The 24,984-nt window shown below is 65.4% G+C and carries 30 protein-coding genes and 1 tRNA gene; 13 read left to right on the top strand and 18 right to left on the bottom strand.

Translation table 11 applies throughout. The features are described from left to right. Window positions 1-4: 4 nt before the first annotated feature. The 8 genes from AWC12_RS19525 to AWC12_RS19560 form a co-directional block, all read right to left on the bottom strand. Window positions 5-442 (bottom strand): hypothetical protein, encoded by a 438-nt coding sequence (locus AWC12_RS19525; RefSeq protein ID WP_133057360.1) that lies wholly within the window; start codon window positions 440-442, stop codon window positions 5-7. Beyond that, window positions 430-723 (bottom strand): hypothetical protein, encoded by a 294-nt coding sequence (locus AWC12_RS30855; protein WP_133057361.1) that lies wholly within the window; start codon window positions 721-723, stop codon window positions 430-432. The genes AWC12_RS19525 and AWC12_RS30855 overlap by 13 nt, the downstream gene beginning before the upstream one ends. Before the next feature lie 19 nt (window positions 724-742). Continuing rightward, window positions 743-1,555, bottom strand: a complete 813-nt coding sequence (locus AWC12_RS19530) for a hypothetical protein (protein ID WP_085176423.1) — start codon at window positions 1,553-1,555, stop codon at window positions 743-745. A gap of 637 nt (window positions 1,556-2,192) precedes the next feature. Continuing rightward, entirely contained in the window at window positions 2,193-2,858 is a 666-nt protein-coding gene (locus tag AWC12_RS19540; protein ID WP_024447297.1) for a hypothetical protein, read from the bottom strand. Next, window positions 2,855-5,338: a TNT domain-containing protein gene (locus tag AWC12_RS19545; protein ID WP_085176425.1), complete on the bottom strand. Its 2,484-nt coding sequence runs from the start codon at window positions 5,336-5,338 to the stop codon at window positions 2,855-2,857. The genes AWC12_RS19540 and AWC12_RS19545 overlap by 4 nt, the downstream gene beginning before the upstream one ends. A gap of 18 nt (window positions 5,339-5,356) precedes the next feature. Further along, the gene (locus AWC12_RS19550; RefSeq protein ID WP_024447295.1) at window positions 5,357-5,647 is read right to left on the bottom strand and encodes a WXG100 family type VII secretion target; all 291 of its coding nucleotides are present in this window, start codon (window positions 5,645-5,647) and stop codon (window positions 5,357-5,359) included. Continuing rightward, entirely contained in the window at window positions 5,644-6,270 is a 627-nt protein-coding gene (locus AWC12_RS19555) for a WXG100 family type VII secretion target (protein ID WP_165762831.1), read from the bottom strand. The genes AWC12_RS19550 and AWC12_RS19555 overlap by 4 nt, the downstream gene beginning before the upstream one ends. A gap of 77 nt (window positions 6,271-6,347) precedes the next feature. Continuing rightward, window positions 6,348-6,917, bottom strand: coding sequence for a cupin domain-containing protein (locus AWC12_RS19560; RefSeq protein WP_085176535.1), 570 nt, complete (start codon window positions 6,915-6,917; stop codon window positions 6,348-6,350). A gap of 48 nt (window positions 6,918-6,965) precedes the next feature. Here AWC12_RS19560 and AWC12_RS19565 point away from each other — a divergent pair, with 48 nt between their 5' ends. Together AWC12_RS19565 and AWC12_RS19570 are read left to right on the top strand one after the other, a co-directional pair. Continuing rightward, window positions 6,966-8,873 carry an alkyl/aryl-sulfatase gene (locus tag AWC12_RS19565; protein ID WP_085176429.1) on the top strand — a complete coding sequence of 636 codons (1,908 nt, stop codon included), beginning with the start codon at window positions 6,966-6,968 and terminating at the stop codon, window positions 8,871-8,873. Between the two features lie 45 nt (window positions 8,874-8,918). Next, a complete protein-coding gene (locus AWC12_RS19570) occupies window positions 8,919-10,178 on the top strand; it encodes an HNH endonuclease signature motif containing protein (RefSeq protein ID WP_085176431.1) in 1,260 nt (419 codons plus the stop codon). A 7-nt stretch (window positions 10,179-10,185) separates the two neighbouring features. Here AWC12_RS19570 and AWC12_RS19575 read toward each other — a convergent pair whose 3' ends face one another. Next, window positions 10,186-10,992 (bottom strand): SDR family NAD(P)-dependent oxidoreductase, encoded by an 807-nt coding sequence (locus AWC12_RS19575; protein WP_110808698.1) that lies wholly within the window; start codon window positions 10,990-10,992, stop codon window positions 10,186-10,188. On the opposite strand from AWC12_RS19575, the gene AWC12_RS19580 reads away from it, so the two are divergent. From AWC12_RS19580 to AWC12_RS19590, 3 genes are all read left to right on the top strand, one after another. Beyond that, complete coding sequence (locus tag AWC12_RS19580; RefSeq protein ID WP_085176435.1) at window positions 10,969-11,577, top strand: histidine phosphatase family protein; 609 nt, start codon at window positions 10,969-10,971, stop codon at window positions 11,575-11,577. The genes AWC12_RS19575 and AWC12_RS19580 overlap by 24 nt on opposite strands. Before the next feature lie 46 nt (window positions 11,578-11,623). Further along, complete coding sequence (locus AWC12_RS19585; protein ID WP_024447289.1) at window positions 11,624-12,646, top strand: phosphotransferase family protein; 1,023 nt, start codon at window positions 11,624-11,626, stop codon at window positions 12,644-12,646. Window positions 12,647-12,753: 107 nt separating this feature from the next. Then, complete coding sequence (locus tag AWC12_RS19590; RefSeq protein ID WP_024447288.1) at window positions 12,754-13,566, top strand: transglutaminase-like domain-containing protein; 813 nt, start codon at window positions 12,754-12,756, stop codon at window positions 13,564-13,566. Window positions 13,567-13,570: 4 nt separating this feature from the next. Here AWC12_RS19590 and AWC12_RS19595 read toward each other — a convergent pair whose 3' ends face one another. Next, entirely contained in the window at window positions 13,571-13,924 is a 354-nt protein-coding gene (locus tag AWC12_RS19595) for a LapA family protein (protein ID WP_024447287.1), read from the bottom strand. A gap of 82 nt (window positions 13,925-14,006) precedes the next feature. Between AWC12_RS19595 and AWC12_RS19600 the strand changes: the two genes are divergently transcribed. From AWC12_RS19600 to AWC12_RS19620, 5 genes are read left to right on the top strand one after another with little or no spacing between them, the layout of a single operon-like run. Beyond that, on the top strand, window positions 14,007-14,957 hold the full coding sequence (locus AWC12_RS19600) for an ABC transporter substrate-binding protein (RefSeq protein ID WP_085176437.1): 951 nt from the start codon (window positions 14,007-14,009) through the stop codon (window positions 14,955-14,957). Window positions 14,958-14,970: 13 nt separating this feature from the next. Beyond that, window positions 14,971-16,080: an ABC transporter ATP-binding protein gene (locus AWC12_RS19605; protein WP_085176439.1), complete on the top strand. Its 1,110-nt coding sequence runs from the start codon at window positions 14,971-14,973 to the stop codon at window positions 16,078-16,080. Between the two features lie 7 nt (window positions 16,081-16,087). Continuing rightward, on the top strand, window positions 16,088-16,765 hold the full coding sequence (locus AWC12_RS19610) for an ABC transporter permease (RefSeq protein ID WP_085176441.1): 678 nt from the start codon (window positions 16,088-16,090) through the stop codon (window positions 16,763-16,765). Further along, complete coding sequence (locus tag AWC12_RS19615) at window positions 16,762-17,544, top strand: ABC transporter permease (protein ID WP_085176443.1); 783 nt, start codon at window positions 16,762-16,764, stop codon at window positions 17,542-17,544. Before AWC12_RS19610 ends, AWC12_RS19615 begins: the two co-directional genes overlap by 4 nt. Next, window positions 17,541-18,137, top strand: a complete 597-nt coding sequence (locus AWC12_RS19620) for a putative glycolipid-binding domain-containing protein (protein WP_085176445.1) — start codon at window positions 17,541-17,543, stop codon at window positions 18,135-18,137. Before AWC12_RS19615 ends, AWC12_RS19620 begins: the two co-directional genes overlap by 4 nt. Here the strand turns inward: AWC12_RS19620 and AWC12_RS19625 are convergent. Beyond that, window positions 18,100-19,044, bottom strand: a complete 945-nt coding sequence (locus AWC12_RS19625) for a prephenate dehydrogenase (protein WP_085176447.1) — start codon at window positions 19,042-19,044, stop codon at window positions 18,100-18,102. The genes AWC12_RS19620 and AWC12_RS19625 overlap by 38 nt on opposite strands. A gap of 73 nt (window positions 19,045-19,117) precedes the next feature. On the opposite strand from AWC12_RS19625, the gene AWC12_RS19630 reads away from it, so the two are divergent. From AWC12_RS19630 to AWC12_RS19640, 3 genes are all read left to right on the top strand, one after another. Next, window positions 19,118-19,642, top strand: coding sequence for a tRNA adenosine deaminase-associated protein (locus tag AWC12_RS19630; RefSeq protein ID WP_085176449.1), 525 nt, complete (start codon window positions 19,118-19,120; stop codon window positions 19,640-19,642). Between the two features lie 22 nt (window positions 19,643-19,664). Continuing rightward, window positions 19,665-20,114 carry a nucleoside deaminase gene (locus AWC12_RS19635; RefSeq protein ID WP_085176451.1) on the top strand — a complete coding sequence of 150 codons (450 nt, stop codon included), beginning with the start codon at window positions 19,665-19,667 and terminating at the stop codon, window positions 20,112-20,114. 128 nt (window positions 20,115-20,242) lie between these two features. Further along, window positions 20,243-20,333, top strand: a tRNA-Ser gene (locus AWC12_RS19640). A gap of 52 nt (window positions 20,334-20,385) precedes the next feature. On the opposite strand, the gene AWC12_RS19645 is transcribed toward AWC12_RS19640, so the two are convergent. From AWC12_RS19645 to AWC12_RS19675, 7 genes are all read right to left on the bottom strand, one after another. Next, the gene (locus AWC12_RS19645) at window positions 20,386-20,559 is read right to left on the bottom strand and encodes a CsbD family protein (protein WP_024447278.1); all 174 of its coding nucleotides are present in this window, start codon (window positions 20,557-20,559) and stop codon (window positions 20,386-20,388) included. A gap of 77 nt (window positions 20,560-20,636) precedes the next feature. Next, window positions 20,637-21,365 (bottom strand): SDR family oxidoreductase, encoded by a 729-nt coding sequence (locus tag AWC12_RS19650; RefSeq protein WP_085176453.1) that lies wholly within the window; start codon window positions 21,363-21,365, stop codon window positions 20,637-20,639. Continuing rightward, entirely contained in the window at window positions 21,355-22,293 is a 939-nt protein-coding gene (locus AWC12_RS19655) for a 3-oxoacyl-[acyl-carrier-protein] synthase III C-terminal domain-containing protein (protein WP_024447276.1), read from the bottom strand. Before AWC12_RS19655 ends, AWC12_RS19650 begins: the two co-directional genes overlap by 11 nt. Further along, window positions 22,290-22,538 (bottom strand): acyl carrier protein, encoded by a 249-nt coding sequence (locus AWC12_RS19660; protein ID WP_081660044.1) that lies wholly within the window; start codon window positions 22,536-22,538, stop codon window positions 22,290-22,292. The genes AWC12_RS19655 and AWC12_RS19660 overlap by 4 nt, the downstream gene beginning before the upstream one ends. A 16-nt stretch (window positions 22,539-22,554) precedes the next feature. Continuing rightward, window positions 22,555-22,797, bottom strand: a complete 243-nt coding sequence (locus tag AWC12_RS19665; RefSeq protein WP_024447274.1) for a biotin/lipoyl-containing protein — start codon at window positions 22,795-22,797, stop codon at window positions 22,555-22,557. Next, window positions 22,794-23,783 carry an alpha-ketoacid dehydrogenase subunit beta gene (locus AWC12_RS19670; RefSeq protein ID WP_085176455.1) on the bottom strand — a complete coding sequence of 330 codons (990 nt, stop codon included), beginning with the start codon at window positions 23,781-23,783 and terminating at the stop codon, window positions 22,794-22,796. Before AWC12_RS19670 ends, AWC12_RS19665 begins: the two co-directional genes overlap by 4 nt. After that, complete coding sequence (locus tag AWC12_RS19675; protein WP_085176537.1) at window positions 23,780-24,622, bottom strand: thiamine pyrophosphate-dependent dehydrogenase E1 component subunit alpha; 843 nt, start codon at window positions 24,620-24,622, stop codon at window positions 23,780-23,782. Before AWC12_RS19675 ends, AWC12_RS19670 begins: the two co-directional genes overlap by 4 nt. Window positions 24,623-24,984 lie beyond the last annotated feature (362 nt).

Here is a 24,984-nt window from a genome sequence, read left to right on the forward strand (position 1 = left end):
TTCGCTACTCCGGCATCTCAGGGAGGTCGGTCACCAGGGCCTGACCCGCATACTCGCACTTCTCAAAAGCTAAAGTTTCGTCACGGCCAACTGTGTTGTCGATGACCAGTGCAAGCTGTACCGGGAAGCTCTTCATGCCGCGGTGTATCTGCGTTCCCATTGCCAGACTGCAAACGATCACAGCGTAGATCCACAGGAATTCACCTGCGTCGTCTCGACTGCGGAACTCAGGTTGGCCTCGTGTCCAATCGAAGTCGGGCTGCGGATGGAAGCGGAGCGGCTTCTGCAGAACGACTAGGAAGTAGTCACTTCTGTCGGGTCCGGGTAGTCGGCGCGCCAACTTCCCGCTCTCAGGCAATTGGCCCTGCAACTCAGGAATCGCGTGAGGCAGACCGTCGCCCGACTGGTCCCAATCGATGCTGTCGATGGTCAGATAAGGCACGGCGGCACCTCCGCTGTAATCGGCCAATCGTCAGTTTTCAATGCTCTTCGTGCTGAATCGAAATACTCAAGTGAGAGGTCGCGAAGCCACGACATCATTTCGGTGCCGATCGCGTCGTTGTACGCCGACCAACATTGCTGAATCTTGCAGTCCCTGCCGCGGTGCACAATTAAGCAGGCTGGACAGCCGCGTTGAATCTCTTGGTCATTGACTGTTTCAAACCTGAGATCATGGTCGGCCAGCGTGTGGGCAAGGAATTGGATCAGCTCTGCTACCGGCACGATGCGCCTCCTTGTGCACTCACGTAGGTGCCCATTGATTCTCAATTCCGCGCGCATTGGTGAGTCGTCCCGTGTCGACGACGATTTCGTAGACGCCGGGTTTGATCAAGCCGGCGCCGATTCGTTGCGCGTGATCGGGATCGTCGGTAAGAAGCAGTATTTCGGCGGTTTTCCCCGATGTCCGTAGGATGCGGACCGGCACACCGTCGAATTCGGCGCTATAGATGCGCTCGAAGATTTCAGTTTCGGCAAGTGGGACGCTCGCTGACCAGACATTGGCACGGACCGGCTGAAACCCCGTCGGGCGGTCGGCGGTGATCGTTGTCAGATGGACTGTGTCGGAAACGATGTCGGCGAAGTACTCGTTGCCGCGCCACCGGGCAAGTGTGCCGACCATCGGGCTGGGCGGGCGCCATTGCTTCGCGTTGAGCCAGCCTCGGGCCACCCCTTCATAACGCGACAGGACCTTCTGCTTACCGTCGGATCGAAGTCGCCAGTATTCAGATCCGTAGGGATATCGGGTCCGACTCATGCTCCAGACCCGAGCGAGAGAGTCGCCACGCAGGAACCCGTTCGGAAGGGTCGGCCAGGGTCGCGGTGCGCCATCGGGCGGCTGTAATGACGCTAGACGCGGCTGTTCGAACCTCACGACGTCGACGAACTGCGGTGTGCCTTCGACACCGTAGGCTGCCAGAAGTCGTTGTGGTGTACGCAAATTGGCAACTCGCGTGGCATCCGCAACGTAGCCGCGGACTTGGTCGCCGCCTGTCTCTACGATCGCGGTTGCGAGGGCAGAGTTGAGGAGCTTCTGCAGAATCAGACGGTCAGGCACGTCGCGTCTCTTCCGCCTCGATGCTGTCAGAGTCTTCCGGCTCGAACAATCCACTCCATCCCATGTATTGGTCACCGTCCAGACCCAGTTCGCGAGCCACGGCGGGAGGGCCGATGAAAGTGACCCTCACGCGTCCGTCAGGCATTCTTTGAATGACTGCCACCTCATGACCACGGATCGTTCCGGTCACCCGAATCAGCAGGATGTCATCGATGCAAGATCGGGGGACCTTCACCCATGGTCCCGAATGGCCCTAGCCGACCGGTGACATCCCAGATTCGAAGCCGTCCGGGACTGCGCCGGGATCGCTGCGTAGCGCTACCCATTCTTGACCGCTGAACACGATTGGCACCCGCTGACCGCGGTACACGGCAACAGGACCGGAGACTGGCACGTCAATCACGGCTGACCTTGCGGTATCCACTTACCCCCTGGAGCACCGCCACCAGCCTCTGATTACCACTGTCGAGTACCTCCCACATCTCAGCTCCGTCACGCATCGTGACAGCGGATCCCGTCAACTGCGATTCTTGCTGCGCTTGTACTCGCAGCACCAGCGCCTAGCGTGCTCACGCGCATGGGCTGCCTTAGGTGAAAACGTTTGTTCCCCATCGCATCATCTCGCCGAGGCTGCACTTTAGCGTCGTGGGAACCCCGCTTGTCTTGCCGCGACTTCGAGTGCTTCGTTAGGAAACTGTGAAGTGAGAACACCTTCGAGTTCAGCGGTCGACAAGATTATGGCGTGTGAGAAAGGTACGGCGTCACTCTTGCCCATCCAACCCCTATCCGTAGGTTCGCAATCGACGGTCAATGAAACGCGGCCGGGGTACTTATTCATATCTGGATACGTCAATGTGACAAGTGAATTGAGCCCGAGTTGGGTCCATCGCCGCCAAAGCCGATCGGTTTGGCGAATAGATTGGGTCGCGTCGCTCAGCGTGCAGTCGATGTACTTTTGCGCGTCTGCGAGGAGCCGAAACATCCAATAGCGTTTCTGCACGCGCCGTTCTTCGACTGCGAGATAGTAGACGTCAGATTCTTCGGTCAGGTAATACATGAATTCCCCTGACGGGTGCGCGAACGAGAGCGTCGAATCGTCTGCCATTTCTGGTGGACGCGCGCCCCAGAAAACCTCGGCCTCCGTCTCCCACTTCTTTGGAGCCCGCGTTTCGCTTCCGGGCTGCCGATTGTGCGCCCACAAGTAGATGGCCTGCCAGAAGTACCAACGCGATGCGATGCCCAAATAGGGCTCGGGAACATCGCTGGTGTTTTCTCTCCCGCCCATGCTGTCTCCCTGACTCACAACCATTCTAGAAATCCAATGTCTATCAGGCGCTGCACGCTCGGTCGGTCGCCCTCTGGTGCAATCAGCTTGTATTGAACGCCACCGCCAGGCTGACCAAACCACGGCGCAACCTCGGACGCTTCGATCGACCATCCATCAGGTAGGGGTACCGAGGTGTTCACCAAATACCTGTAGTAATCCTTTTCGAGACTGCTCGGCGGCAAGGCGCGCTCCTCATAGCTGGTGCCGTCAGGCGATAGCCAGCCGCCACCAGGGTGGCCCAGACGGTCGAGTACCAAGCCGTCGAGTACGGACTTCAGTTCGTCAAGTCCCAGAACCCTGACCGTTCCCGGGATTGCATAGGGTTTCGCGGGATCAGTGTCATCCGGATAGATGAGCTGTCCGCGTTCGTCGGTGAATTGGTCGTTGAACTGGTCTTCGCTGAGATCGCCATAGGGCTTCGCATCGGGAAAGACATCGCTGGCAGGTCGAACCTCCCCGTGATGTTTGTCGTCGTGGCCATCATGGTGCTCGGGATCGTCCGTCGCCAAATGGTCAGTTCGATGTTCACCGTCACCGCTGTGATGATGGAGCGAAGAGTCGTGTTGCGTTTGGTCGAATGAATCGCTGTTGGATTCGCCCAGATGCGCACCATGACTGGCACCACTTTCATGCCCCTCGCCCGCATCGTGGGTTCCGCCATCATCGGCGAATCCGCCACTGTGCGGGCTCGCTTCCGGCCCGCCGGCGCTTGTTGCCTCGGGCGACGGCGTATGCGCTAGAGCCGAATGAGCGGGGGCTTCTGCTGTTGCCCCGCCCGACGCACCATTCGGCGATGCCGATGGCGCAGCCGCCGGACCACCGCCGCCTCGTCCCGCATCGAGCGGTGCGCGCGGTCCGGCGCCACCCTCGGCGCCGGAACCCGACGGCCGAGCCGCCGGAGGAGACGGCTCACCAGGCCGCGGGCCGCCGCCGGACGGCTCACCAGGACGGGGGCCGCTCGGTGCCGCACCCGTCCCCGGTGCACCGGGGCCTGCGCCGCCAGGAATTCCCTCGGGTCGCAGCGGCGGCACACCGCCCGCGCTTCCGGGGTTGAACTCCGGAACATGCGGCGCCTCAATGGTATTGGGTGCCCCGCGGGTCCAGCTGCCCAGCTCGCCGAGCTTGGGCAGTCGCCCCTCTTGCAGTACGTGCCTGCTGAGGTTGAGACCTTTGGCGACGCTGCCCGTCTTCGACAGCGCACCGCCGGGCACGAACAGCGAGCCGATGTTGAACGCCGCCTCACCCGCAGCCCGGCCGGGATGATCGCCGGACCATTTATCCCAGGCGACAAACTCCTTGCCCATGTTGGCCAGCACCCCGGGCAGCGTCGACGGGTCCTTGGCCACCGACAGTGCCATCTCGGCCATTCCCTTCCAGGTGTCCGCGTCGGCCATCGCCACGACCCCGGACACGGTGCCGATCAACCCCGTGACCGCGCCCACCTGAATGTCGGTGTACAGCGTCACTGCGTCGGCGAGTCGGTTGCCCACACCCTCGCCGAAGTTCTCCACCAGGATCGGGCGAACCCACTTCTGGAAGGCGGTCGCAGCGTCGCCGATCATGCCGGTGAGTTCGTCGAGCAAGCCGACGATGCCCTTCACCTGCTGCTGAAAGTTGTTCAACACCGCGCTGACGTCGTGGGCGACTTCGCGCAGGATGTCGTCGGCCTCCCCGGTGAAGACTCCCTTGACGGTGTCCCACAGGCCGTCGAGCGACAGCCGGTCGAGTATCCGTCGGATCGCGTCCTGGGTCGCCTGCACACCCGAGGCGAAGTCCGTAATCGACTGTGCGACAGAGTTCGACACCTCGGCCAGCGACGAGATCGCCGTGCCCAGGCTCTCCAGCGCGGTCTTCATCGCCGCACCCTCGGGGATCTGCTGGGCACCGACGACGCTCTTGATTCCGCTCATCTGCGGCTCGATCAGCGCGAACCCGGTGGCGAAGTTGCGCCACTGCGCCGCCGTCACACCCATGATCGAGGCGTTGCCCGACGGCCAGGTCATCGCAGCCCCGGAGAAGAAGCCGATCCCCGGCAGCACCTGCAGAAACGGTTGGATCAGATACCACTTGTCCGGCGGCGGGACGGTGACGCCGTTGGGGCCGGCGGGCACGTGCGCCGGCAATGTCTTGCCGGGCTCGGCACCGAGGCCGCCCGAGGGTCCCGCACCGCCGATCGTCGCGGCGGCATCGGCGTTGCGGTAGTTGTAGCCGGTTGCCTGCAACAGCATGCCCACCGACGCGAAGGCGTTGGCCGCGTCCGCCACCGCCGAGGTGAACTCGCCGGCTTGGTGGCCGTACTTCAGGCCGAAGTTCATCCCCGCCGGATCCATGCCCGAGGAGATGCCGCCCCCGAGCGCCGCGCCCAGCGCATCCGACAGCTGAGCCAGTTGCGCGCCGATCGCACCGGTCTGCTGACCCGCAGCGATCAGCGCCTCCGGATCAACCTCGATCCGCACCCCGTGGCCCCCCGATGGTCATCCCTGCCACATCTGACCGTTCTTGGCCACGGCGTCGGTGTAGTTCTTGTGCGCGGTGTCAACGACCTTCTGCAGTGCGGTGAGCGCTTCCTTCATCTGCTCGGCGCCGGTCTCCCACTGCTTCTGAGCCTGCGTCTGCGCATCCGACGCGGCGCCCTCCCACGAGCCACGCAGCATCGTCATCGTGTGCGAGATGTCGTCAAGGCATTCGGTGACCTCGCGACCGAACTCCTCCATGTGCGTGATCGCGGCGCGCAGTGCGTCGAAGTCGACCACCAGGCCGCTCACGGCTCATCCTTATGCTTCGCATCGCGATCGGTTTCGGATTGGGGTTCAGGGTTCGGTGCCTTCTCGCCTTGACTGTCCCCGCCGGCAGCGGCCCCCTCGACCATCGACGACACCTGCTCGACGAATCCACCGGCCATCTGGGCGCCTTGCTGCAGGAAGCCGCCGAGCTGCTGCGGAGCCGACTGCGCGGACTCCGCGACCGATCCCAGCTGCTCGAGGTCCATCATCTGGGCCAGCCCCGTCAGCGGCTCGGAAGTCGACGCAGCCGCAGCCAGAGTCCCGCCACCACCACCTCCGGCGGGCGCGCCTCCGCCGCCGGTCTGCATCGTCGCGTTGAGCGCGTCGCCGGACTGCTGGTCGGTCTTGGCGTACTCCTTGCCCGAGAGGTTCAGCAGGTCCGCCATGGTCTGCAGGCCGCGCACGACCTGGCCGGCTCCGGTGTGCCAGTGGTCCCACGCGGGCGCGTACGCCGAGGCCGCGCCGCCCTTCCAGCCCGAACCGAGCAGCTGCCGCGTCTCCAAGTCCACGCCGGACAGCCCGTCCTGCAGCCGCTGTCCGGCGTCGCGCAGTCGCTCGGCTGCCGCGTGCAGTTCCGCCACCACGACCTCGACCGAACCCTCCACGGCAAGCAGCCTATGGGCCCTCGGGAGGGGGTCCGTGCACCAATTTCGCCCCGTCGGAGGTCGCGCTCAGCAGTGGCTCAGCCGGGACGGTTGACCTTGTCGTGCTCGGCGCCGCACACGAACAGGGCGAGCCGCGCCGGGACGTCGCCGGGGTTGCGCCACCGGTGCCGAGTTCCGTTCTGCACCACGGTGTCCCCCTGGTGCAGCGTCACCTCGGCGCCGTCGTCGAGCTCCAGGATGACGGTCCCCTCCAGCACCACTTCGAAGTCGATGGTGTCGGTGGTGTGCATGCCCGGATCGTCGAGCTCCATGTACCCGAGGAGCCCCGGCAGCTTCTCCTCGCCGTCGGCGATCGCCTCCTCGGTGGTGAGGTCGTCCGTGCGCGCGGTGGCGGTGCCGGGCGGCAGGGTGAACATCGAGAACCGGAACCCGCCGACGGGCGGAAAGTAGGTGCGCCAGTTCGGCATCGACCCGTCGTCGGGGAAGTGCGGCGTCTCGTCACCGCCCCACAGCATCGTGAATTCCGAACCGGGCAGCAGCACCGGCCTCCGCGGCTCGACCATCTCGTCGCTGGCGAACACGGATTTTCCGGACGCATCGTGTCCGGTGACGACTCTGCGAGTGCCCCCTGTTGTGTTAGTTGACATCGCACCAGTCAACACCGCGCCGGTTCCGGACGTGGCAGGCTTCGAAGAATGGACAGCAAGCCCCCCACACCGACGATCGAAGACGCCCACCGCCGTCATCTCGACACCCTGCCATTCGACGACACCCGAGATTTCACCGACGCCGACCGTGGGTTCATCGCAGCGCTGAACCCCTGTGTCATCAGAGCCGCCGACGGCCGGGTGGTGTGGGACAACGACGTCTACGCCTTCCTCACCGGCGATGCGCCGACGAGCGTGCACCCGAGCCTGTGGCGGCAGTCGACGCTGGCCGCCAAGCAGGGGCTGTACGAAGTGGTCACCGCGAGCGGAGCGACGGGAGAAGATGCCCAGGGCATCTATCAGGTGCGTGGGTTCGATCTGTCCAACATCACGTTCGTCGAGGGCGACACCGGCATCATCGTGATCGACCCGCTGGTGTCCACCGAGGTTGCCGCGGCTGCGCTCGCCCTCTACCGGCAGCACCGCGGTGACCGCCCGGTCAGGGCCGTCATTTACACGCACAGCCATGTCGACCACTTCGGCGGAGTCCTCGGCGTGACCTCGCAAGCCGATGTCGACTCGGGCAAGGTCGCGGTCCTCGCGCCGGAGGGTTTCACCGCACACGCCGTGCAGGAGAACGTCTATGCGGGCACGGCCATGACCCGCCGCGCCGCGTACATGTACGGCACCGTGCTGCAACGCGGTGCGCGGGGCCAGGTCGGCTGCGGGCTGGGACAGACACCGTCGCAGGGCGAGGTCGCGATCATCGTGCCGACGGTGGACATTCGCGAAACCGGCGAGACGCACACCATCGACGGCGTCGACATCGAGTTCCAGATGGCCCCCGGCACCGAGGCCCCGGCCGAGATGCACTTCTACTTCCCGCAATTCCGCGCACTGTGCATGGCCGAGAACGCCACCCACAATCTGCATAACCTGCTGACGCTGCGCGGGGCACTGGTGCGCGACCCGCACGGTTGGGCGGGCTACCTCACCGAGGCGATCGACACGTTCGCCGACCGTGCCGACGTGGTCTTCGCCTCGCACCACTGGCCGACGTGGGGCAAGGACCGCATCGTCGAATTCCTTTCTCTGCAAAGGGATCTGTACGCGTACCTGCACGATCAGACGCTGCGCCAGCTCAACCAGGGCTTCACCGGGATCGAGATCGCCGAGACGTTCGCCATGCCGCCCGCACTGGAGCAGGCTTGGCACGCGCGGGGTTACTACGGCTCTGTCAGCCACAACGTCAAGGCGGTCTACCAGCGGTACATGGGCTGGTTCGACGGCAACCCGGCACGACTGTGGGCACACCCACCCGAAGCGATCGGACCGCGCTACGTGGCGGCCATGGGCGGGCTTGACCGCCTTGTCGAGCTGGCGCAGAACGCGTTCGATGACGGTGATTTCCGCTGGGCAGCAACTCTTCTCGACCATGCCATTTTCACCGACGAGAATCACGCGGGTGCGCGAAAGCTCTACGCCGACACCCTGGAGCAACTTGCCTATGGCGCCGAGACCGCGACATGGCGCAACTTCTACCTGGCGGGTGCCACCGAGTTGCGGGAGGGCAATTTCGGCACCCCGACCCAGACGACGTCGACCACGATGGTGTCGCAGTTGTCCCCGGAGCAGATGTTCGACGTACTGGCCATCAGTGTGAACGGGCCTCGCGCTTGGGATCTCGACCTCGCCATCGACATCACGTTCCTCGATACCGCGACCAACTACCGGCTCTCGCTGCGCAACGGCGTGCTGGTGTACCGCAAGGCGGCAGCCGACGCGGCGACCGCGCAGGCGACGATCACGCTCGCCTCGAAGCTGCGGCTGCTCTCGCTCGCAGCGGGGGACAACTCATCACCGGGTCTCGAGATCGCAGGCGATGCTGAGGTTTTGGCGTCCTTGGTCTCGGTGCTCGACAAACCGGACCCAGACTTCAACATCATCACGCCGTAGCGCAGACCGCCGAGATTTGTCGGTGCCCGGGGGCATGATGAGGTCATGTCCCCGTCGGTGCCGTCCTACCAGCCGAGCCCTCCGCGGATGGCACGGTTGGAGGCGTTGTTCGACGAGATGTCGGAGCTGACTGGGCAGCGCAATGCGATCGACGGTCGCATTGTCGAGATCGCCGCGGAGATCGATCGGGACGGGTTGTGGTCAACGACGGGGTGCCGGTCGATGGGCGAGTTGATCGCATGGAAGACCGGAGTGTCGCCGCACAACGCCAAGACGACGATGGCGATCGCGGACAGGGCGGACGAGTTGCCGCGTTGCACGGCTGCGCTACGGGAGGGTCGACTGTCGCTGGATCAGGTCGGGGTGATCGCCGAGCGGTCGGGCCCGGGTGCGGACAGTCATTACCTGGCCATGGCGGAGAACATGACGGTGGCACAACTGCGTACGGCGGTCGTGGCGGAGCCGCGGCCGGATCTGCCGCCACGACCGGAGCCGGGTCCGTCGGTCACCAAGAGTGTCAAGGGTGAGTACACGACGTATCGGATCCGTCTGCACAACCTGGAAGCGGCCAAGGTCGATGCCGCGCTCGCTTCGCATCGGGACGGGTTGATCGCGGACTGGAAGAGCGACCGCAACCCTGATGACGGCACCGACCGCGAGGGTGCGCAGACACCGCCGATGCCGACCACCACGGATGCCTTCATGAGCCTGATCGAGACGGGCTGGGACGCCGACGTCGCTCGGCGCCCGCACGGGCAACACACCACAGTCGTGGTGCATCTCGATATCGAAAAGTCATTCTCCACTCTGCATTTGGGTCCGGTGCTCGCTGACGCTGATCGCCAGTACCTGTTGTGTGATGCCACATGTGAAGTGTGGTTCGAACGGTCCGGGCAGCCTATCGGTTCAGGCCGGTCCACGCGCACGATCGGCCGCAGGCTGCGTCGGGCACTGGAGCGTCGTGATCACGGCACGTGTGTCGTGCCCGGCTGCGGGGCCACCCGCGGAATACATGCCCATCACCTCGTCCATTGGGAACACGGTGGGCAGACGGAGCTCGACAACCTCGCTCTGGTGTGCCCATATCATCACCGGGCCCATCATCGCGGCCTGATCACGATCACCGGTCCGGCCCATCGGCTGATGGTCACCGACTGCGACGGGGAGGTGATGCGCCGCGGATCGCTGGCGCGGCCACCGACTGCAGCTCCACCCAATGTTCCCGCCTACCGCGGGCCGACCGGTGAACGCGTCCAATGGAAGTGGTACCACCCCTACGAGCCGCCGCCGCCGACAGCGAACTAGCCGGCCGCTAGGACACCCCGCCGTCGGCGCGCAGAATCGAGCCCGTCGTAAAGCTCGACGCGTCGGACATCAGAAACAGTGCCGCACCGACGATTTCGCGGGGATCGCCGGCGCGCTGCAGTGGCAGATGGCGGAACGGATTGTTCTGCTCACTGAGATTCCATGCCTTGCTGATGTCGGTCAGGTACGGTCCGGCCATCAGTGTGTTGACCCGCACCGTCGGCCCGAACGCTTTCGCGAGCCCCTCGGTCAGGGCGTTCAGCCCGGCCTTGGCGGCCGCGTAGGGGAGCATGTCGGGGGCGGGCCGGATCGAACCGCTGGAGCTGACGTTGATGATCGAACCGCCGCCGTCGCCGACCATGCGTTCCCCGACGAGAGCCGACAACCGGAACGGCCCTTTGAGATTCAGGTTCACCACGGAGTCGAACAGCTTCTCGGTGACCGACGACAGCGACTCGTACAGCGGCGACATCCCGGCATTGTTGACCAGCACGTCCACCCGGCCGAACCGGTCATAGACGGCGTCGACCAGCCCGTCGAGCTCGTCCCACCGACCCACGTGCACCTGATAGGGGAATGCCGCACGACCCGTCGAGGCGGCGATCTCGTCGGCGGTCGCCACGCAGGTGTCGTACTTGCGGCTGGCGATGACGACGTCGGCACCGCACCGTGCCGCCGCGAACGCCATCTCGCGGCCCAGCCCCCGGCTGCCGCCGGTCACGAGCACCACGCGATCGGTCAGGTCGAACAGCCGATCCAAATATCCAGCCACGGGCCATATGGTGTCACGGTGCAATTGCTTCTGGTCCGACATGCGTTGCCTCTGCGGAGCGAACCCGGGCAGGGCTCCGATCCGAGCCTGTCCGAGGAGGGCATCGAGCAAGCTAAACGCCTGCCCGACGCGCTGGCGCGCTTCCCGATCACCCGGCTGGTGAGCAGCCCGCAGGTGCGCGCCGTCGAGACGGGCAGGCCCGTCGCCGACAAGCTCGGCCTGCCCATCGAGATCGACGATCGGCTGGCGGAGTACGACCGCGACCTGCCGCACTACATCCCGATCGAACAGATCGCCAAGGAGCATCCCGAGGAGTTGCAGCGGCTGATCGACGGCCATCTGCCGAGCAGCGTGGACGAGAAGGCCTTTCTCGAGCGCATTTCTGCGGGCATTGACGAGCTCGTCGCCAGTGCCGATCACGAAGACACCGTCGCGGTGTTCAGCCACGGCGGCGTCATCAACGTGCTGCTGCACAAGATCCTGGGTACCGAACGCCTGCTGTCGTTCCACGTCGACTACGCGTCGGTGACGCGGCTGCTGTGGTCGTCGAGCCGGGAGCGTCTCGCCGTCGCCAGCGTCAACGGCACCGAACACGTATGGGACCTGCTTCCGAGGAACTGGCGATGAGCGCTCGCGCGAAGAGCAGACGAGCACAGGTGGTAGGAAAGTCTGCGTGACTGAGCTCGAAGGACTGGACCTTGCCGCCCTCGACCGACACCTGCGCGAAGCCGGTGTTCCCCGCAGCGGCGACCTTCGCGCCGAACTCATTTCCGGTGGCAGATCGAACCTGACCTTCCTCGTCGGCGACGACGCGTCGGAGTGGGTGCTGCGCCGCCCGCCGCTGCACGGTCTGACTCCGTCGGCCCACGACATGGCCCGCGAATACAAGGTGGTGGCCGCGCTGGCCGGCACCGCGGTCCCCGTCGCGCGTGCGATCACGATGAGCAACGACGATTCCGTGCTCGGTGCGCCGTTCCAGATGGTCGAGCGCGTCCCCGGACGCGTCATCCGGCACACCCCGCAGCTCGCCGCCCTGGGCGACGAATCGGTCATCAGCGCCGTCGTCGACTCGCTGATCCAGGTGCTCGCCGATCTGCACGAGGTTGATCCCGACGCGGTCGGGCTCGGTGACTTCGGCAAGGCCAGCGGATACCTCGAACGCCAGGTCCGCCGCTGGGGTTCGCAGTGGGATCTGGTCAAACGCGACGACGACCCCTCCGATGCCGACGTCAAGAAGCTGCACGAGCGGCTGGCGGAGTCCGTGCCGGAGCAGACGCGGAGTTCGATCGTGCACGGCGACTACCGCATCGACAACACGATCCTCGACGACGACGACCCGAGGAAGGTGGCCGCCGTCCTGGACTGGGAGATGTCGACGCTCGGAGACCCGCTGAGCGACGCCGCGCTGATGTGTGTGTACCGCCTGCCGACGTTCAACGTCGTCCACGACGACGCGGCGTGGGCGTGCGACCTGATGCCGCCGACCGATGACCTTGCCCAACGCTATGCGCTGGCCAGCGGAAAGCCGCTCGATCACTGGGACTTCTACATGGCGCTGGGTTACTTTAAGGTCGCCATCATCGCTGCCGGCATCGCCTACCGGGCAAGGGTCGGCGGCGGGGTCGCCGAGGGCACCGACAAGGTCGACGAGGCCGTGCGGCCGTTCGTCGCGGCGGGGCTGTCCGCGCTGTCCTGACCAAAGGTTTCACCGCAGGTCACCGGTGGGTAGAGAAGCGCGTGCCTGTAACGCGCCCCAACAAATTCCTCTCCCGGACCAGAAAGAAGCGGCCAGCAGTGAAAACCATGAAACGTGACGTCGGCGCGGAACTGGATATCGAGATCTCAGACGAGACGACTCTGGAATTCCAGATCGCCGTGGCACCCCAGCCCGGGGCCGAGGTGACGGAGTCGCTGTCGTTCACCCTGAACGGCAAGGAGATACCGCTCGGCCGGATCCAAGAGATCAGTGGGGACCACGGCAACCGTATTCATAAGTTCGACGCGCCTGTCGGCAATCTCAAGGTCAGCTATTCGGCGACCGTCATCGGCAGTGCCGACCCAGCGCCGGTGCGCGACCTCGATCTGTCCACCTATCTGCGGCCGAGCCGGTACGCCGAGGCGGACAAGTTCTTCGGCTTCGCGGCCACCGAATTCGGTGACATCGCCGACTCGGTTGAGCTTCTGGAAAAGGTGCCCGCCTGGGTGGGCGCGCGGCTGAGCTACGTGCCCGGCTCCAGCGATCCGATCGACGGAGCCGCCGACACATTGCTCGCCGGCTCCGGTGTGTGCCGCGATTACGCGCATCTGGTCATCGCCCTGTTTCGCGCCGTCAACGTTCCCGCGCGGCTCGTGTCGGTGTACGCGCCGGGCTGCCAGCCGATGGATTTTCACGCTGTCGCGGAGGCGTTCGTCGACGGCCACTGGCGGGTGGTCGATGCGACGTGCCTGGCTCCGCGGCAGTCGATGGTCCGGATCGCGACCGGACGCGACGCCGCCGACACCGCCTGGCTGGACAACCACAAGGGTCAGATCACCGTGAACGACATGTGCGTCACGGCGACTGTCGACGGTGAACTGCCGCGGGATTCGATCGAGCAGCTGGTCTCGATTCGGTGAACCGCTACAGGCCGGCCTTGAGGTTCTTCTTCGCGGCACGTCGCAGCTGGAAGATCCGGACCGCGCCGACCGCGAACGTGAGCAGGCCGCCGGCGACAGCCGCGAACAGGATGCTGACCCCCAGGGGTAGCGACCACTCCCAGCCGAGGAACCGCAGCGGTGTCGACTCGGTGTTCTGCGCGATGAAGATCAGCAGCACGATCAGCACCAGGAACCCCAGGGCGAGCGAGCCCCACATGGCGGCGGCCTTGGTGAACTTGACCGCCGATTCCGGCGGTGGCGGCGGGGTACCCGACGGCGGAGTGCCGGGGGCGTCGAAAGCCGGCTGGTCGGGCGACGCGAACGGATCGCTGGTCATGGCTCCATCTTTGCCCCTCGCGGCTTTGAATGAAACCGAAACGCGCGTGACGTATGGTCGGCGAAACCGAAAGGACGTTCGCATGCAACGGTCCCGACAATCTGCGAGCTTCGCTGTGACCGCGATGTTCGCTCTGGTCGCACTGTTTCTGGCAGCGTGCGGCAGTTCGAATCCACTCGGTGGTGGTGAGATATCCGGGGACCTGAAGACGATCAAGGTGGGGTCGGCGGACTTCACCGAGTCGAAGATCATCGCCGAGATCTACGCACAGGCCCTGGAAGCCAACGGCTTCACGATCACCCGCCAGTTCGGTATCGGCAGCCGGGAGACGTACATCCCGGCGGTGCAGGATCATTCGATCGACCTGATCCCCGAGTACACCGGCAATCTTCTGCAGTACTTCGATGCCAAGAGCACCGCCACCACCCCGGACACGGTGCTGCTGGCCCTCTTCAAGGCGCTGCCCGGAGATTTGTCGATCCTCTACCCGTCACCGGCCGAGGACAAAGACACCTTGGCGGTGACCGAGGAGACCGCGCAGCGTTGGAACCTGAAGTCGATCGCCGACCTCGCGAAGCGCTCCCCGGAGGTGAAAGTCGGTGGGCCGTCTGAGTTTCAGACCAGACAGACAGGACTGGTGGGGCTGAAGGAGAAGTACGGTCTCGACATCGCCCCTGCGAACTTTATCGCGATCAGCGATGGCGGCGGTCCCGCGACCGTGCAGGCGCTGGCCGACGGAACGGTCACCGCGGCCAACATCTTCAGCACTTCGCCGGCCATCGAGCAGAGCAAGCTGGTGGTGCTGGAAGATCCGGAGAACGTCTTCCTGGCGGCGAACGTGGTGCCGCTGGTCGCCTCCCAGAAGATGTCGAACGAACTCAAGACGGTGCTGGACGCGGTCAGCGCGAAACTCACCACCGAAGCCCTGATTGAACTGAACACCTCGGTGGAGGGAAATCAGGGCATCGATCCCGACGAAGCCGCAGAGAAATGGATCGCCGACAACGGCTTCAACGAACCGATCGGGAAATAGGGGACGCAACCACGTGATCACGTTCGAGAACGTCACGAAGAAGTATCCCGACGGCACCGTCGCGGTCGACGACCTCACCCTGGAGGTACCGGAGGGCACCCTCACGGTGTTCGTGGGTCCGTCGGGCTGTGGCAAGACCACGTCGATGCGGATGATCAACCGGATGATCGAACCGACCTCGGGAACGTTGACCGTCGACGGCAAGGACGTCACGAAGGTCGATGCGGTCAAGCTGCGCCTCGGGATCGGCTACGTGATCCAGAGTGCCGGGCTGATGCCGCACCTGCGGGTCATCGACAATGTCGCCACTGTGCCGGTGCTGCGCGGTGAATCACGGCGCAGCGCACGCAGGTCCGCGCTCGGCGTGCTCGAGCGGGTGGGCCTGGACCCCAAGCTGGCCGACCGCTATCCGGCTCAGCTCTCGGGAGGGCAACAGCAGCGCGTCGGGGTGGCGCGGGCGCTGGCCGCCGACCCGCCGATCCTGCTGATGGACGAACCGTTCAGCGCGGTGGACCCGGTGGTCCGCGAGGACCTGCAAACCGAAATCCTGCGACTGCAGAGCGAATTGCGCAAGACGATCGTGTTCGTCACCCATGACATCGACGAGGCGGTCAAACTCGGCGACAAGGTCGCCGTATTCGGCCGCGGCGGAGTGCTGCAGCAGTACGCCGACCCGCAGTTCGTGTTGTCCAACCCCGCAAACGAACTCGTGTCGTCCTTCGTCGGTGCCGATCGCGGCTACCGCGGTCTCCAGTTCTTCCATGCCACCGGGTTGCCGTTGCACGACGTGCCGAACGCGCCGGAGTCCGACATCGACGCGCTCGATCTCGGCCCCGAGGACTGGGTGCTGGTCACCAAAGCCGACAAAACACCGTACGCGTGGATGAACGCCGAAGGCGTTGCGCTACACCGCAAAGGCAATTCGCTGTACGACTGCACCATCGGCGGTGGTTCGTTCTTCCACCCCGACGGAACCCTGCGGCAGGCACTCGACGCCGCGCTGTCATCCCCGACGGGGCTGGGGGTCGCTGTCGACGAGGAGGGTCACCTGATCGGCGGGGTGCGCGCACCCGACGTCCTCGAACTTCTGCAGAAGCAGCGGCATATCCCGGAGTTGGGGTAGTCAGCGAATGCGCTATCTGTTCACACACCTCGACGATCTCTGGACGTTGACGCTGATCCACCTGCGGCTGTCGCTCATCCCGATCGTCCTGGGTCTGGTGATCGCTGTTCCGCTGGGCGCGTTCGTTCAACGCACGACGGTGTTGCGGCGCCTGACGACGGTGACGGCGAGCATCATCTTCACGATCCCGTCGCTGGCCTTGTTCGTGGTGCTGCCGCTGGTCATCCCGACCCGCATCCTCGACGAGGCCAACGTTATCGTGGCGCTCACCCTGTACACGGTCGCACTGCTGGTGCGGGCGGTACCGGAGGCGCTCGACGCGGTGTCACCGGCAGTGCTCGACGCCGCTACCGCGGTCGGCTACAAACCGTTGACACGAATGCTGAAAATCGAACTGCCGCTGGCACTTCCGGTCCTGATCGCGAGCCTGCGAGTCGTCGCGGTCACGAACATCTCGATGGTCGCCGTCGGCTCGGTCATCGGCATCGGCGGCCTCGGCACCTGGTTCACCGAGGGTTATCAGGCGAACAAGAGTGACCAGATCATCGCCGGCATCATCGCGATCTTCGTGCTGGCCATCGTCATCGACACCCTGATCATGCTGGCGGGCAAGGCCCTGACGCCCTGGGAACGGGCGTCCCGGGCATCGAAGACGTCTCCGGCGAAGGCGGGGGCGAGGTCGTGAACTTTCTGCAAGATGCGCTGTCGTTCATCTTCACCGCGGCCAACTGGGGTGGCCCCGCCGGTCTGACGGCAAGGATTCTCGAACATCTCCAGTACACCGCCATTGCGGTGTTCTTCTCGGCGGTGATCGCTGTGCCGCTCGGCATGCTCATCGGCCACACCGGCCGGGGCACTTTCCTCGTCGTCACCGGCGTCAACGCCCTGCGGGCACTGCCCACGCTGGGCGTGCTGCTTCTCGGAGTGCTCCTGTGGGGGCTGGGCCTGATCCCGCCGACGGTGGCCCTCATGCTTCTGGGCATCCCACCGCTGCTGGCGGGCACCTATTCGGGCATCGCGAACGTCGACCGGTCGGTGGTCGATGCCGCCCGGTCGATGGGCATGACGGAGACGCAGATCTTGCTGCGGGTGGAGACGCCCAACGCGCTGCCGCTGATCCTCGCGGGCCTGCGCACCGCGACCCTGCAGATTGTCGCGACGGCGACGGTGGCCGCTTACGCGAGCCTGGGCGGGCTCGGCCGCTATCTCATCGACGGCATCAAGGTGCGCGAGTTCTACCTCGCGCTCGTGGGTGCGCTGATGGTCACGGTGCTGGCGTTGATCCTGGACGGCGCCCTGGCGTTCGCGGTGTGGGCGTCGGTTCCCGGCACCGGCAGACTGCGTCGTCCCGGCTCGATGCCGCAGCCGTTTCTCGACGATGAGGTTGCGCTCGAATCTCGTTCGCGCCGCGATTCCGAAGCCCGCCACGAACGGGGTGACCCGCCGACTACGGTAGAGGCATGAGTGAAGCCGAGCGCTCGGGCGGGAGTACCTGGCCTGCTGTACTGACGTGGAGGGCGCATGACGTACCGCGCATGGAGTCGGTTCGTGTCCAGCTCTCCGGCAAACGCGTCAAGGCCTACGGCCGCGTGGTTGCCGCAGCCACATCGGTGCATCCCGCGTTCAGCGCGTCCTACGATCTCGTCACCGACGAACACGGCGCCACCAAGCGACTGTCGCTGACCGTCACGCTCGCCGAGCGGGAGCGCCAGCTCTCGATCGCGCGCGACGAAGAGAACATGTGGATGGTGCAGGAACACTCTGGCCAGACCAGCCGCTCAGCGTTCGACGGCGCGCTGGACGTCGACGCGGTATTCAGCCCGTTCTTCAACGCCCTGCCCATCCGCCGCCTCGGCATCCTGCCCGGCAGCGGTGAGTCGGTGACCATGCCCGTCGTCTACGTCCGGGTGCCCGACCTGGCAGTCGACGTGGCCACGATCAGCTACGCGGCCACCGCGGACGGAATCAAGTTGAGCTCGCCGGTGGCGGACACGACCATCTCGGTCGACGCCGACGGTTTCATCCTCGACTATCCAGGGTTGGCAGAGCGGATCTGATCACGCCGCCCGCACGCCCGGCGGCAGCCAGTTCATCGCGCCAGCCGTCCTCGCCGAGCACGGTCGCGACGATCTGTGGGCGGCTGAAGCTGTCGTAGCGGATCCGCGCGGCGTGCCCGGCTTCTACGAGTTCGGCCACCGGGTGGTGCTTGGCCAGCTGGTTCCGTGCGTCGACCAACCGGCGCAGCGCTTTGTCGAGTACCGGCACCAGCTGAGAGGCGTTGGCTTCGCACATCGCCCTGACCAGGTCGGGCGCAGTGCCGGCGACGCGGGTGCCGTCGCGGAAGGATCCCGCGGCCAGGGCGAAGGCCAACGGGACCTCCCCGGCTGTTGCGGCAAGCGCCTCGGCGAGCAGGTGTGGCAGGTGCGAGATCGTCGCCGCCGCCACGTCGTGTTCGTCGGAGCGGGCGGGGACGACGAACGCGCCGCAGTCCAACGCGAGTTGCATCACCGCGGCCCAGACGGTGGGGTCGACATGGTCGTCGACGCTGACCACCCAGGGTGTGTTGTGAAACAGGCGTTCGTCCCCGGCGGTCCAGCCCGAATGGGCCGTGCCCGTCATCGGGTGGCCGCCGACGAAGCGGTCGAGCAACCCGGCTTTGTCGACCTCGGTGAGCACCGCACCCTTGACGCTGGTCACGTCGGTCAGCGGACACTCGGGGGCGGTGGCGCGGATATGACGCAACATCTGTGCAAGTGCCGGCATCGGGACGGCGAGCACGATCAATGCGCCGGATTGCGCGGCCCGCGTGAGGGCCTCGTCGAGGTTGGTGGTGGCGTCGAAACCGTCGAAGCGGGCCGCCTCCACGCCCTCGACCGATCGGTTGTAGCCGAACACCGCGCGGCCTGCGGCCTTCGCGGCCCGCATCAGCGAACCGCCGATCAACCCGAGGCCGACCACACACACCGGTGTATTCGTCACGTGCCCAGACTACGAGCGCGCTGGTAAAGCCCCAGGTAGGGGACTACCGTTAGCGCCTATGGGAGCGCACAGTGCACAGAAGCAGGAGCGGGCGACCGACGTTCCGGACGGCTTCGGCGTGGCCGTCGTCCGGGAGGACGGCAAGTGGCGATGCAGCGCGATGCGCCCTGCCGCCCTCACCAGCCTGACCGCTGCCGAGACCGAGCTACGCGAATTGCGAAGCGCAGGAGCGGTTTTCGGCATTCTCGATATCGACGACGAGTTCTTCGTGATCGTTCGGCCCGCTCCCTCCGGGGCTCGGCTGCTGTTGTCGGACGCCACTGCGGCACTTGACTACGACATCGCGGCCGAAGTCCTGGAGAAGCTCGACACCGAGATCGACGACGAGGAGCTGGAACGGTGTGACCCGTTCGAAGAAGGGGACCTCGGCGTGCTCTCCGACATCGGACTGCCCGAGGCGGTGCTCGGGGTGATCCTCGACGAGAGCGACGACCTCTACGCCGACGAGCAGGTCGGCCGGATCGCGCGTGAGATGGGTTTCGCAGACGAGCTCTCGGCGGTGCTCGAGCGTCTGGGCCGGTGAGCCGGCGATCGCGCCGCAGCCGTTGACGGACGAGGCGCTGATTCGTGCTGCTCTGGAGGCAGCACGTCACGCAGGACCACGCGATGTGCCGATCGGCGCTGTCGTCGTCGCCGCAGACGGCACGGAGCTGGCGCGGGCGGCGAATGCGCGCGAGGAGCTGGGCGATCCGACGGCGCACGCGGAAATCCTGGCGTTGCGTGCCGCGGCGCTGGCGCTCGGTGACGGATGGCGGTTGGAAGGCGCGACGCTGGCGGTGACGGTCGAACCGTGCACGATGTGCGCGGGCGCTTTGGTGATGGCCCGGATCGGGCGTGTGGTGTTCGGGGCGTGGGAGCCGAAGACGGGTGCGGTGGGCTCGCTGTGGGATGTGGTACGTGACCGGCGGCTCACCCATCGGCCCCAGGTGCGTGGCGGTGTGTTGGAAGCCGAGTGCGCAGCGCCGCTGGAGGAGTTCTTCGCCCGCCAGCGCTGAGGTCCCCTTGCACCGCGAGTGCGCGGGTCTGTACGCCGACGCGCCGCACAAGCCCGGCATTTTGCGCGCGCTCGTCAGAGGTGGGCGGCGTTTTGGTCCACGACGTGTCGATCGGTAAGCTGCCACACGGTGGCGTGTCCGAGCGGCCTAAGGAGCACGCCTCGAAAGCGTGTGACGGGTAACCCCCGTCCGAGGGTTCAAATCCCTCCGCCACCGCCACGCACAAGAAAGCCCCGCAGCCTGCGATGCAGGTGCGGGGCTTTCTCAACAGCTAGTTCTTGAAAGCGTCCTTGACCTTCTCGCCGGCGTCTTTCAGGCTGGACTTGGCCTGGTCGAACTTGCCTTCGTTCTCGGTGCTCTTGTCACCGGTGAGCTTGCCGAGACCCTCCTTGGCCTTGCCGCCGAGGTCGTCGATCTTGTTGCTTGCCTTGTCGTCGGCACCCATCGTGCGTTCCTTCCGCAGAGTTCGGCTCGAAGTCGAGCCACCCGGGGTGGATACCTGAACATCGCGCTTTTGAAACGTCACACCCTCCCCAGGTAGTCGGCTCCGCCGACGTAGACCGTGTGCCCGTCGAGACCCGGGGCCTCCACAGCGTCGACGATCGCCCCCGCGAACTCTTCGATCGTCGGCAGAGGGCCTGCGGCCCGGCGTCGTGCCACGGCGTCGGGGTTGCAGCGGTCCAGCAGACGCACCACAAAGGTGCCTTCGATCATGTCGCCCGACACCACGACCAGCTCCACCCCGTGTCGCTCAAGGACTGCCCGCATATTCTTCAGTGCGCGTTCACCCGCATGCTTGCTCGCCGCCACGGCCTCGTACTCCGCGGGCACCGGCTTGGTGTCGTGGAAGTGCGCCTGGTGGCTGGTGACGAACACGATGCGCCCGCCCGCAGGCATCGCCTCGAGCGCCCGGCGTGCCAGCGCGGCCTGAGCATCCCGGTTGATCCGCATGGCATAACCGGGGTCGGCTCCGCGTTCCATGCCGCCGGAAGCGTTGAGCACCAGGACATCCAGCCGGCCGATGGTGGAAAGCATTGCTGTGACGGCGGATTCGTCGCACAGATCCGCCCGCACGGAGACGGCTGTGCCCCCGGCGTCCCTGATGCGCTCGACGATCTCGTCGGCACGGCGGGCCTTGTCGCGATAGTTCACGACGACGTGGCGGTCGGCGCCGGCAAGCCGCACTGCGACCTCGGCACCGATACCGCGAGAGGCACCCGTGACCAGGATTGTCCGCTGACTATTCGGCATCGGCGGTGTCGGTGAGATCGTAGTCGACGGCGACACCACCCCATGCCTCGCCAGAACCATAGGCGACGAGCATCGCCCTGCCCGACAACGGGATCGAGCCCTCGGCGACACATGCCCCCAGCGCCAGGGGGATCGACGCCGACGACGTGTTGCCGAAGTTCTCGACGCGATCGACGAACACGGCGCCGCCGGTGTCGATCTCCTGCAGACGCTCCAGTATTCGGGAGTTGGCCTGGTGTCCGATCAGAATCGAGGGCTTCATGTCGTTGTCCAGCAGGCGATTCACGGTGTCGGACATCATCCGCACAGCACGGTGGTAGACCCGCATGCCGTCGAGCGCAATGCCCTTGCCCAGCTGGCCGCGCATCAGATCCGCACCCTCACCGTCACATCCCGCATGCCACTGGTGCTTTCGGAACTCCTCTCGGGGCTCGATGAGGACCGCGGCTGCGCCGTCGCCGAACAAGGGACCGGTGTTGCGGTCGCTCTTGTCAAGCATCCGCGACATCGCCTCGACGCAACACACGATCACCGCCCCGCCGTCGCCCGATTCGCACAGCGACAGCGCGTTGATCAAGCCGTAGACGAAACCGCTGCAGGCAGCGCTCATGTCGAAGGCCAAAACGTCGGTCGGTAGTCCTGACTTCGTCGCGACGCTCTGTGCGATCCCCGGCACCGCCCCACCTGCCGAACTGCTGACGACGATCAGCGCCGAGACGGTGACACGGTCACGGTGACGTTCCACCAGCGGTGCGCAGACGCGCGCCGCGACGTCGTCGAGTTCGTCGGAATCGTCCATCCACCACCGCGCACCCACGCCTGTGCGCCTGCGGATCCACTCGTCGGTCAGACCGATCGAGTCGAAGAAGGAGTTCGGGATGTGCTTTCCGGGTGTCGCTGTGGCGATGTCGACGATCCCAGCGCTCATTCGGTCCCGATCAGTGCCCGGAAGTAATCCTTGATCTGCGCGGGAGTGGTGCAGTCGTCGACCTTTTCGAGGTCGGCATTCACACTGAACTCCTGTTCGAGCATCTCGACCATCTCGGCGATGTCGAGCGAGTCGAGATCCAGATCCCAGATGGCCTTGTCGAAGTCGGCGACCTCGGCATCGGGTACGCGGCGGCGCACGAATTTCAGCACGATCGGGTTCATTCGTTCGTCTACGGACGGCATTGTTTCGCCTTTCAGATCACTCGTCGAGCCTGTACAACACGGAACCGGAAGTCGTGATCGACCGGGCGGCGACAACGATCTCGGCCACCGTGCCCGGCCTCTCGGCCAACAAGTCCACACTGCTCTTGTCGGTTTCGAGGACGGCGACGACGTCGCCGCGCTCGACTCTGTCCCCCTCTGCCACAAGCCATTCGATGACGAGCGCCTCCGTGAGCCCGTGACCGAATTCCGGAACGAGGATGTCGATGGTGTCGCTCACCTGCACGTCTCCTCGATCGCCCTCACGATGCCGGCGACATCGATGAGGTAGTCCTTCTCGAGATGGGCTGGCGGATAGGTCCTTCGCTGTGGCGCCAACCGCCGTGGCGGCGTCCGCAGCGTATCCCATGCGCGCTGGGTCACGGCGGCTACGAGTTCTGCTCCCACGCCGCAGAATTCGACCGCCTCGTGCACCACGAGGAGACGCCCCGTCCGTGCGACCGATTCGATCACCGTGCTGGTGTCCATCGGTGCGATCCACCGTAGGTCGACAACCTCCACGTCGATCGAGCCCTCGAGCGTCTGCGCGGCTTGAAGCACGTCATCCAGCATCGCTCCGTATCCGGCGACGGTGATGTCGGGATTGCTGCCGCCAGTGCGCACCACGCGCGCACCCTCGGGGGAACTCGCCCGCGGGGTCTTGCGGGGTTGGAGGCGGCGGTTCCAGTACAGACGCTTGGGTTCGAAGAACACCACGGGCGTTCCGAGATCGACTGCGTAACACAGCATGTCGGCGGCATCGTCGGGATGCGACGGATACGCGACGTGCAGTCCCGCAGAGTGTGCGAAGAGTGCCTCGTTCGACTCGCTGTGATGTTCGACGGCCCGGATCCCGCCGCCGACCGGGATTCGGATCACCAGGTGCAGGGGCATGTCATCGTTCCACCGGGCGGGGATCCTCGCGGCCTGTGTGACGATCTGATTCATGGCGGGGTAGACGAAGCCTTCGAACTGGATCTCGCAGATGGGCTTGAGTCCGCTCATCGCCATTCCGATGGCCTGTCCGACGATGGACGACTCCGCGAGCACGGCGTCGCGAACCCGGTTGCGGCCGAAGCGTTCCTGCAGACCGCGCGTGACGCGGAAGACGCCGCCCAGCGCACCGATGTCCTGCCCGATCAGCACGACAGAGCTGTCGTCGTCCATCAGCCGGTGCAGCGCGCCGTTGAGCGAATCCGCCAGGCTGGCGGTGCGGGTGCTGGTCATCGTCCGAGCGCCTCGATCAGGCGTTGTCCGGCAGCCATCGCTTCAGTGTCTGTGCGCTCCAACCAGGAATCGTCCACGACCCCCTCGCTGTGCAGCAGCTGCCGGTAGCGAGCGACCTGATCGTTGGCCGCCGCGGCGGCGATCTCGTCGCGCTCGCGATACAGCGTGTGGGCGTCGGAGCTGCTATGCCCCGCTGAGCGGATGGTGCGCAGTTCGATGAGACCGGGCGACCCGGTGGCTTGCACATGGCGCCACGCCTCGACGCAGTGCACGTAGGTGTTGTCGGGTTCGGTGGCGTCCACAGACCATGACGTGATGCCGAACCCTTTGGCACGCGTGGAAATGCCGGTCAGCATCTGATCGCGGCTCGGTTTGGAAATGGCCCAGCCGTTGTTCTGGCAGATGAAGAGCACGGGGGCGGATTCGACGGCTGCGAGGTTCATGGCCTCGGACACGTCTCCCTGGCTGGTGGCGCCGTCGCCGAAGTAGACCGCGACGGGTTCGGTCGCGCCCTGAAGTCGCTGTCCGAGGGCGTAGCCCACAGCGTGCAGAGTCTGCGCGCCCACGACGAGGGTGTACGGAAAGAACCTGTGCTCTCGCGGCTTCCATCCGCAGAATGTGCGTCCGGCCCATTGCGCGACCACATCGACCCCGTCGATGCCGCGCGCGATGGCGACGGCGTGCTCTCGATAGCTGGGGAAAATGGTGGCAGTGTCGGCCAGCGCCATCGCAGAACCGACCTGCGCGGCTTCCTGGCCGCGGCAGGAGAGCCACAGATCGACCGAGCCCTGATTCTGGAGTCGGCCGGCTTCGTCATCCACGGCACGCGTGACGACCATGTGGCGAAGCATCAGACGGCGGATGTCAGCGTCAATCTCATTTGCTGACAGCGGCACTGGGTCCTGCACGTGGTTCGCGGCGACGCTGTGCGAAAGGCCGTTCACGTGGTACCCACCATCCACGACTCGACCACGATGTCGTGATTTTTCGGACAAGGCGAAGTCACGTTTGTGCCAACCATTAACATGGTCGCCTCCGGAGTTCGGCGGTCAGCCGGCAATATTCAATTTGCCAGTCGGTAAGTCTCGCAACACAACGGCGGAGTCAGCAATTCGTTTGCAAACTCATGGACTTGTAATCTACACCACCGTCGAATTCCGGCATGGTGGATCGGATGACGAGGGACGGGGTCAACACCCTG

Source organism: Mycolicibacterium iranicum (genome assembly GCF_002101705.1).
GTDB classification, from domain to species: domain Bacteria; phylum Actinomycetota; class Actinomycetes; order Mycobacteriales; family Mycobacteriaceae; genus Mycobacterium; species Mycobacterium iranicum.

Bases quoted from the DNA above. Each gene is read 5' to 3' on its own strand.
- AWC12_RS19630 (WP_085176449.1), top strand. From the start codon at position 19,118: ATGGGAGCGCACAGTGCACAGAAGCAGGAGCGGGCGACCGACGTTCCG.
- AWC12_RS19670 (WP_085176455.1), bottom strand. From the start codon at position 23,783: ATGACCAGCACCCGCACCGCCAGCCTGGCGGATTCGCTCAACGGCGCG.
- AWC12_RS19595 (WP_024447287.1), bottom strand. From the start codon at position 13,924: ATGACCAGCGATCCGTTCGCGTCGCCCGACCAGCCGGCTTTCGACGCC.
- AWC12_RS19655 (WP_024447276.1), bottom strand. From the start codon at position 22,293: ATGAGCGCTGGGATCGTCGACATCGCCACAGCGACACCCGGAAAGCAC.
- AWC12_RS19570 (WP_085176431.1), top strand. From the start codon at position 8,919: ATGTCCCCGTCGGTGCCGTCCTACCAGCCGAGCCCTCCGCGGATGGCA.
- AWC12_RS19650 (WP_085176453.1), bottom strand. From the start codon at position 21,365: ATGCCGAATAGTCAGCGGACAATCCTGGTCACGGGTGCCTCTCGCGGT.
- AWC12_RS19675 (WP_085176537.1), bottom strand. From the start codon at position 24,622: ATGGTCGTCACGCGTGCCGTGGATGACGAAGCCGGCCGACTCCAGAAT.
- AWC12_RS19610 (WP_085176441.1), top strand. From the start codon at position 16,088: ATGCGCTATCTGTTCACACACCTCGACGATCTCTGGACGTTGACGCTG.
- AWC12_RS19660 (WP_081660044.1), bottom strand. From the start codon at position 22,538: ATGCCGTCCGTAGACGAACGAATGAACCCGATCGTGCTGAAATTCGTG.
- AWC12_RS19620 (WP_085176445.1), top strand. From the start codon at position 17,541: ATGAGTGAAGCCGAGCGCTCGGGCGGGAGTACCTGGCCTGCTGTACTG.
- AWC12_RS19600 (WP_085176437.1), top strand. From the start codon at position 14,007: ATGCAACGGTCCCGACAATCTGCGAGCTTCGCTGTGACCGCGATGTTC.
- AWC12_RS19560 (WP_085176535.1), bottom strand. From the start codon at position 6,917: ATGTCAACTAACACAACAGGGGGCACTCGCAGAGTCGTCACCGGACAC.
- AWC12_RS19645 (WP_024447278.1), bottom strand. From the start codon at position 20,559: ATGGGTGCCGACGACAAGGCAAGCAACAAGATCGACGACCTCGGCGGC.
- AWC12_RS19565 (WP_085176429.1), top strand. From the start codon at position 6,966: ATGGACAGCAAGCCCCCCACACCGACGATCGAAGACGCCCACCGCCGT.
- AWC12_RS19575 (WP_110808698.1), bottom strand. From the start codon at position 10,992: ATGTCGGACCAGAAGCAATTGCACCGTGACACCATATGGCCCGTGGCT.
- AWC12_RS19590 (WP_024447288.1), top strand. From the start codon at position 12,754: ATGAAACGTGACGTCGGCGCGGAACTGGATATCGAGATCTCAGACGAG.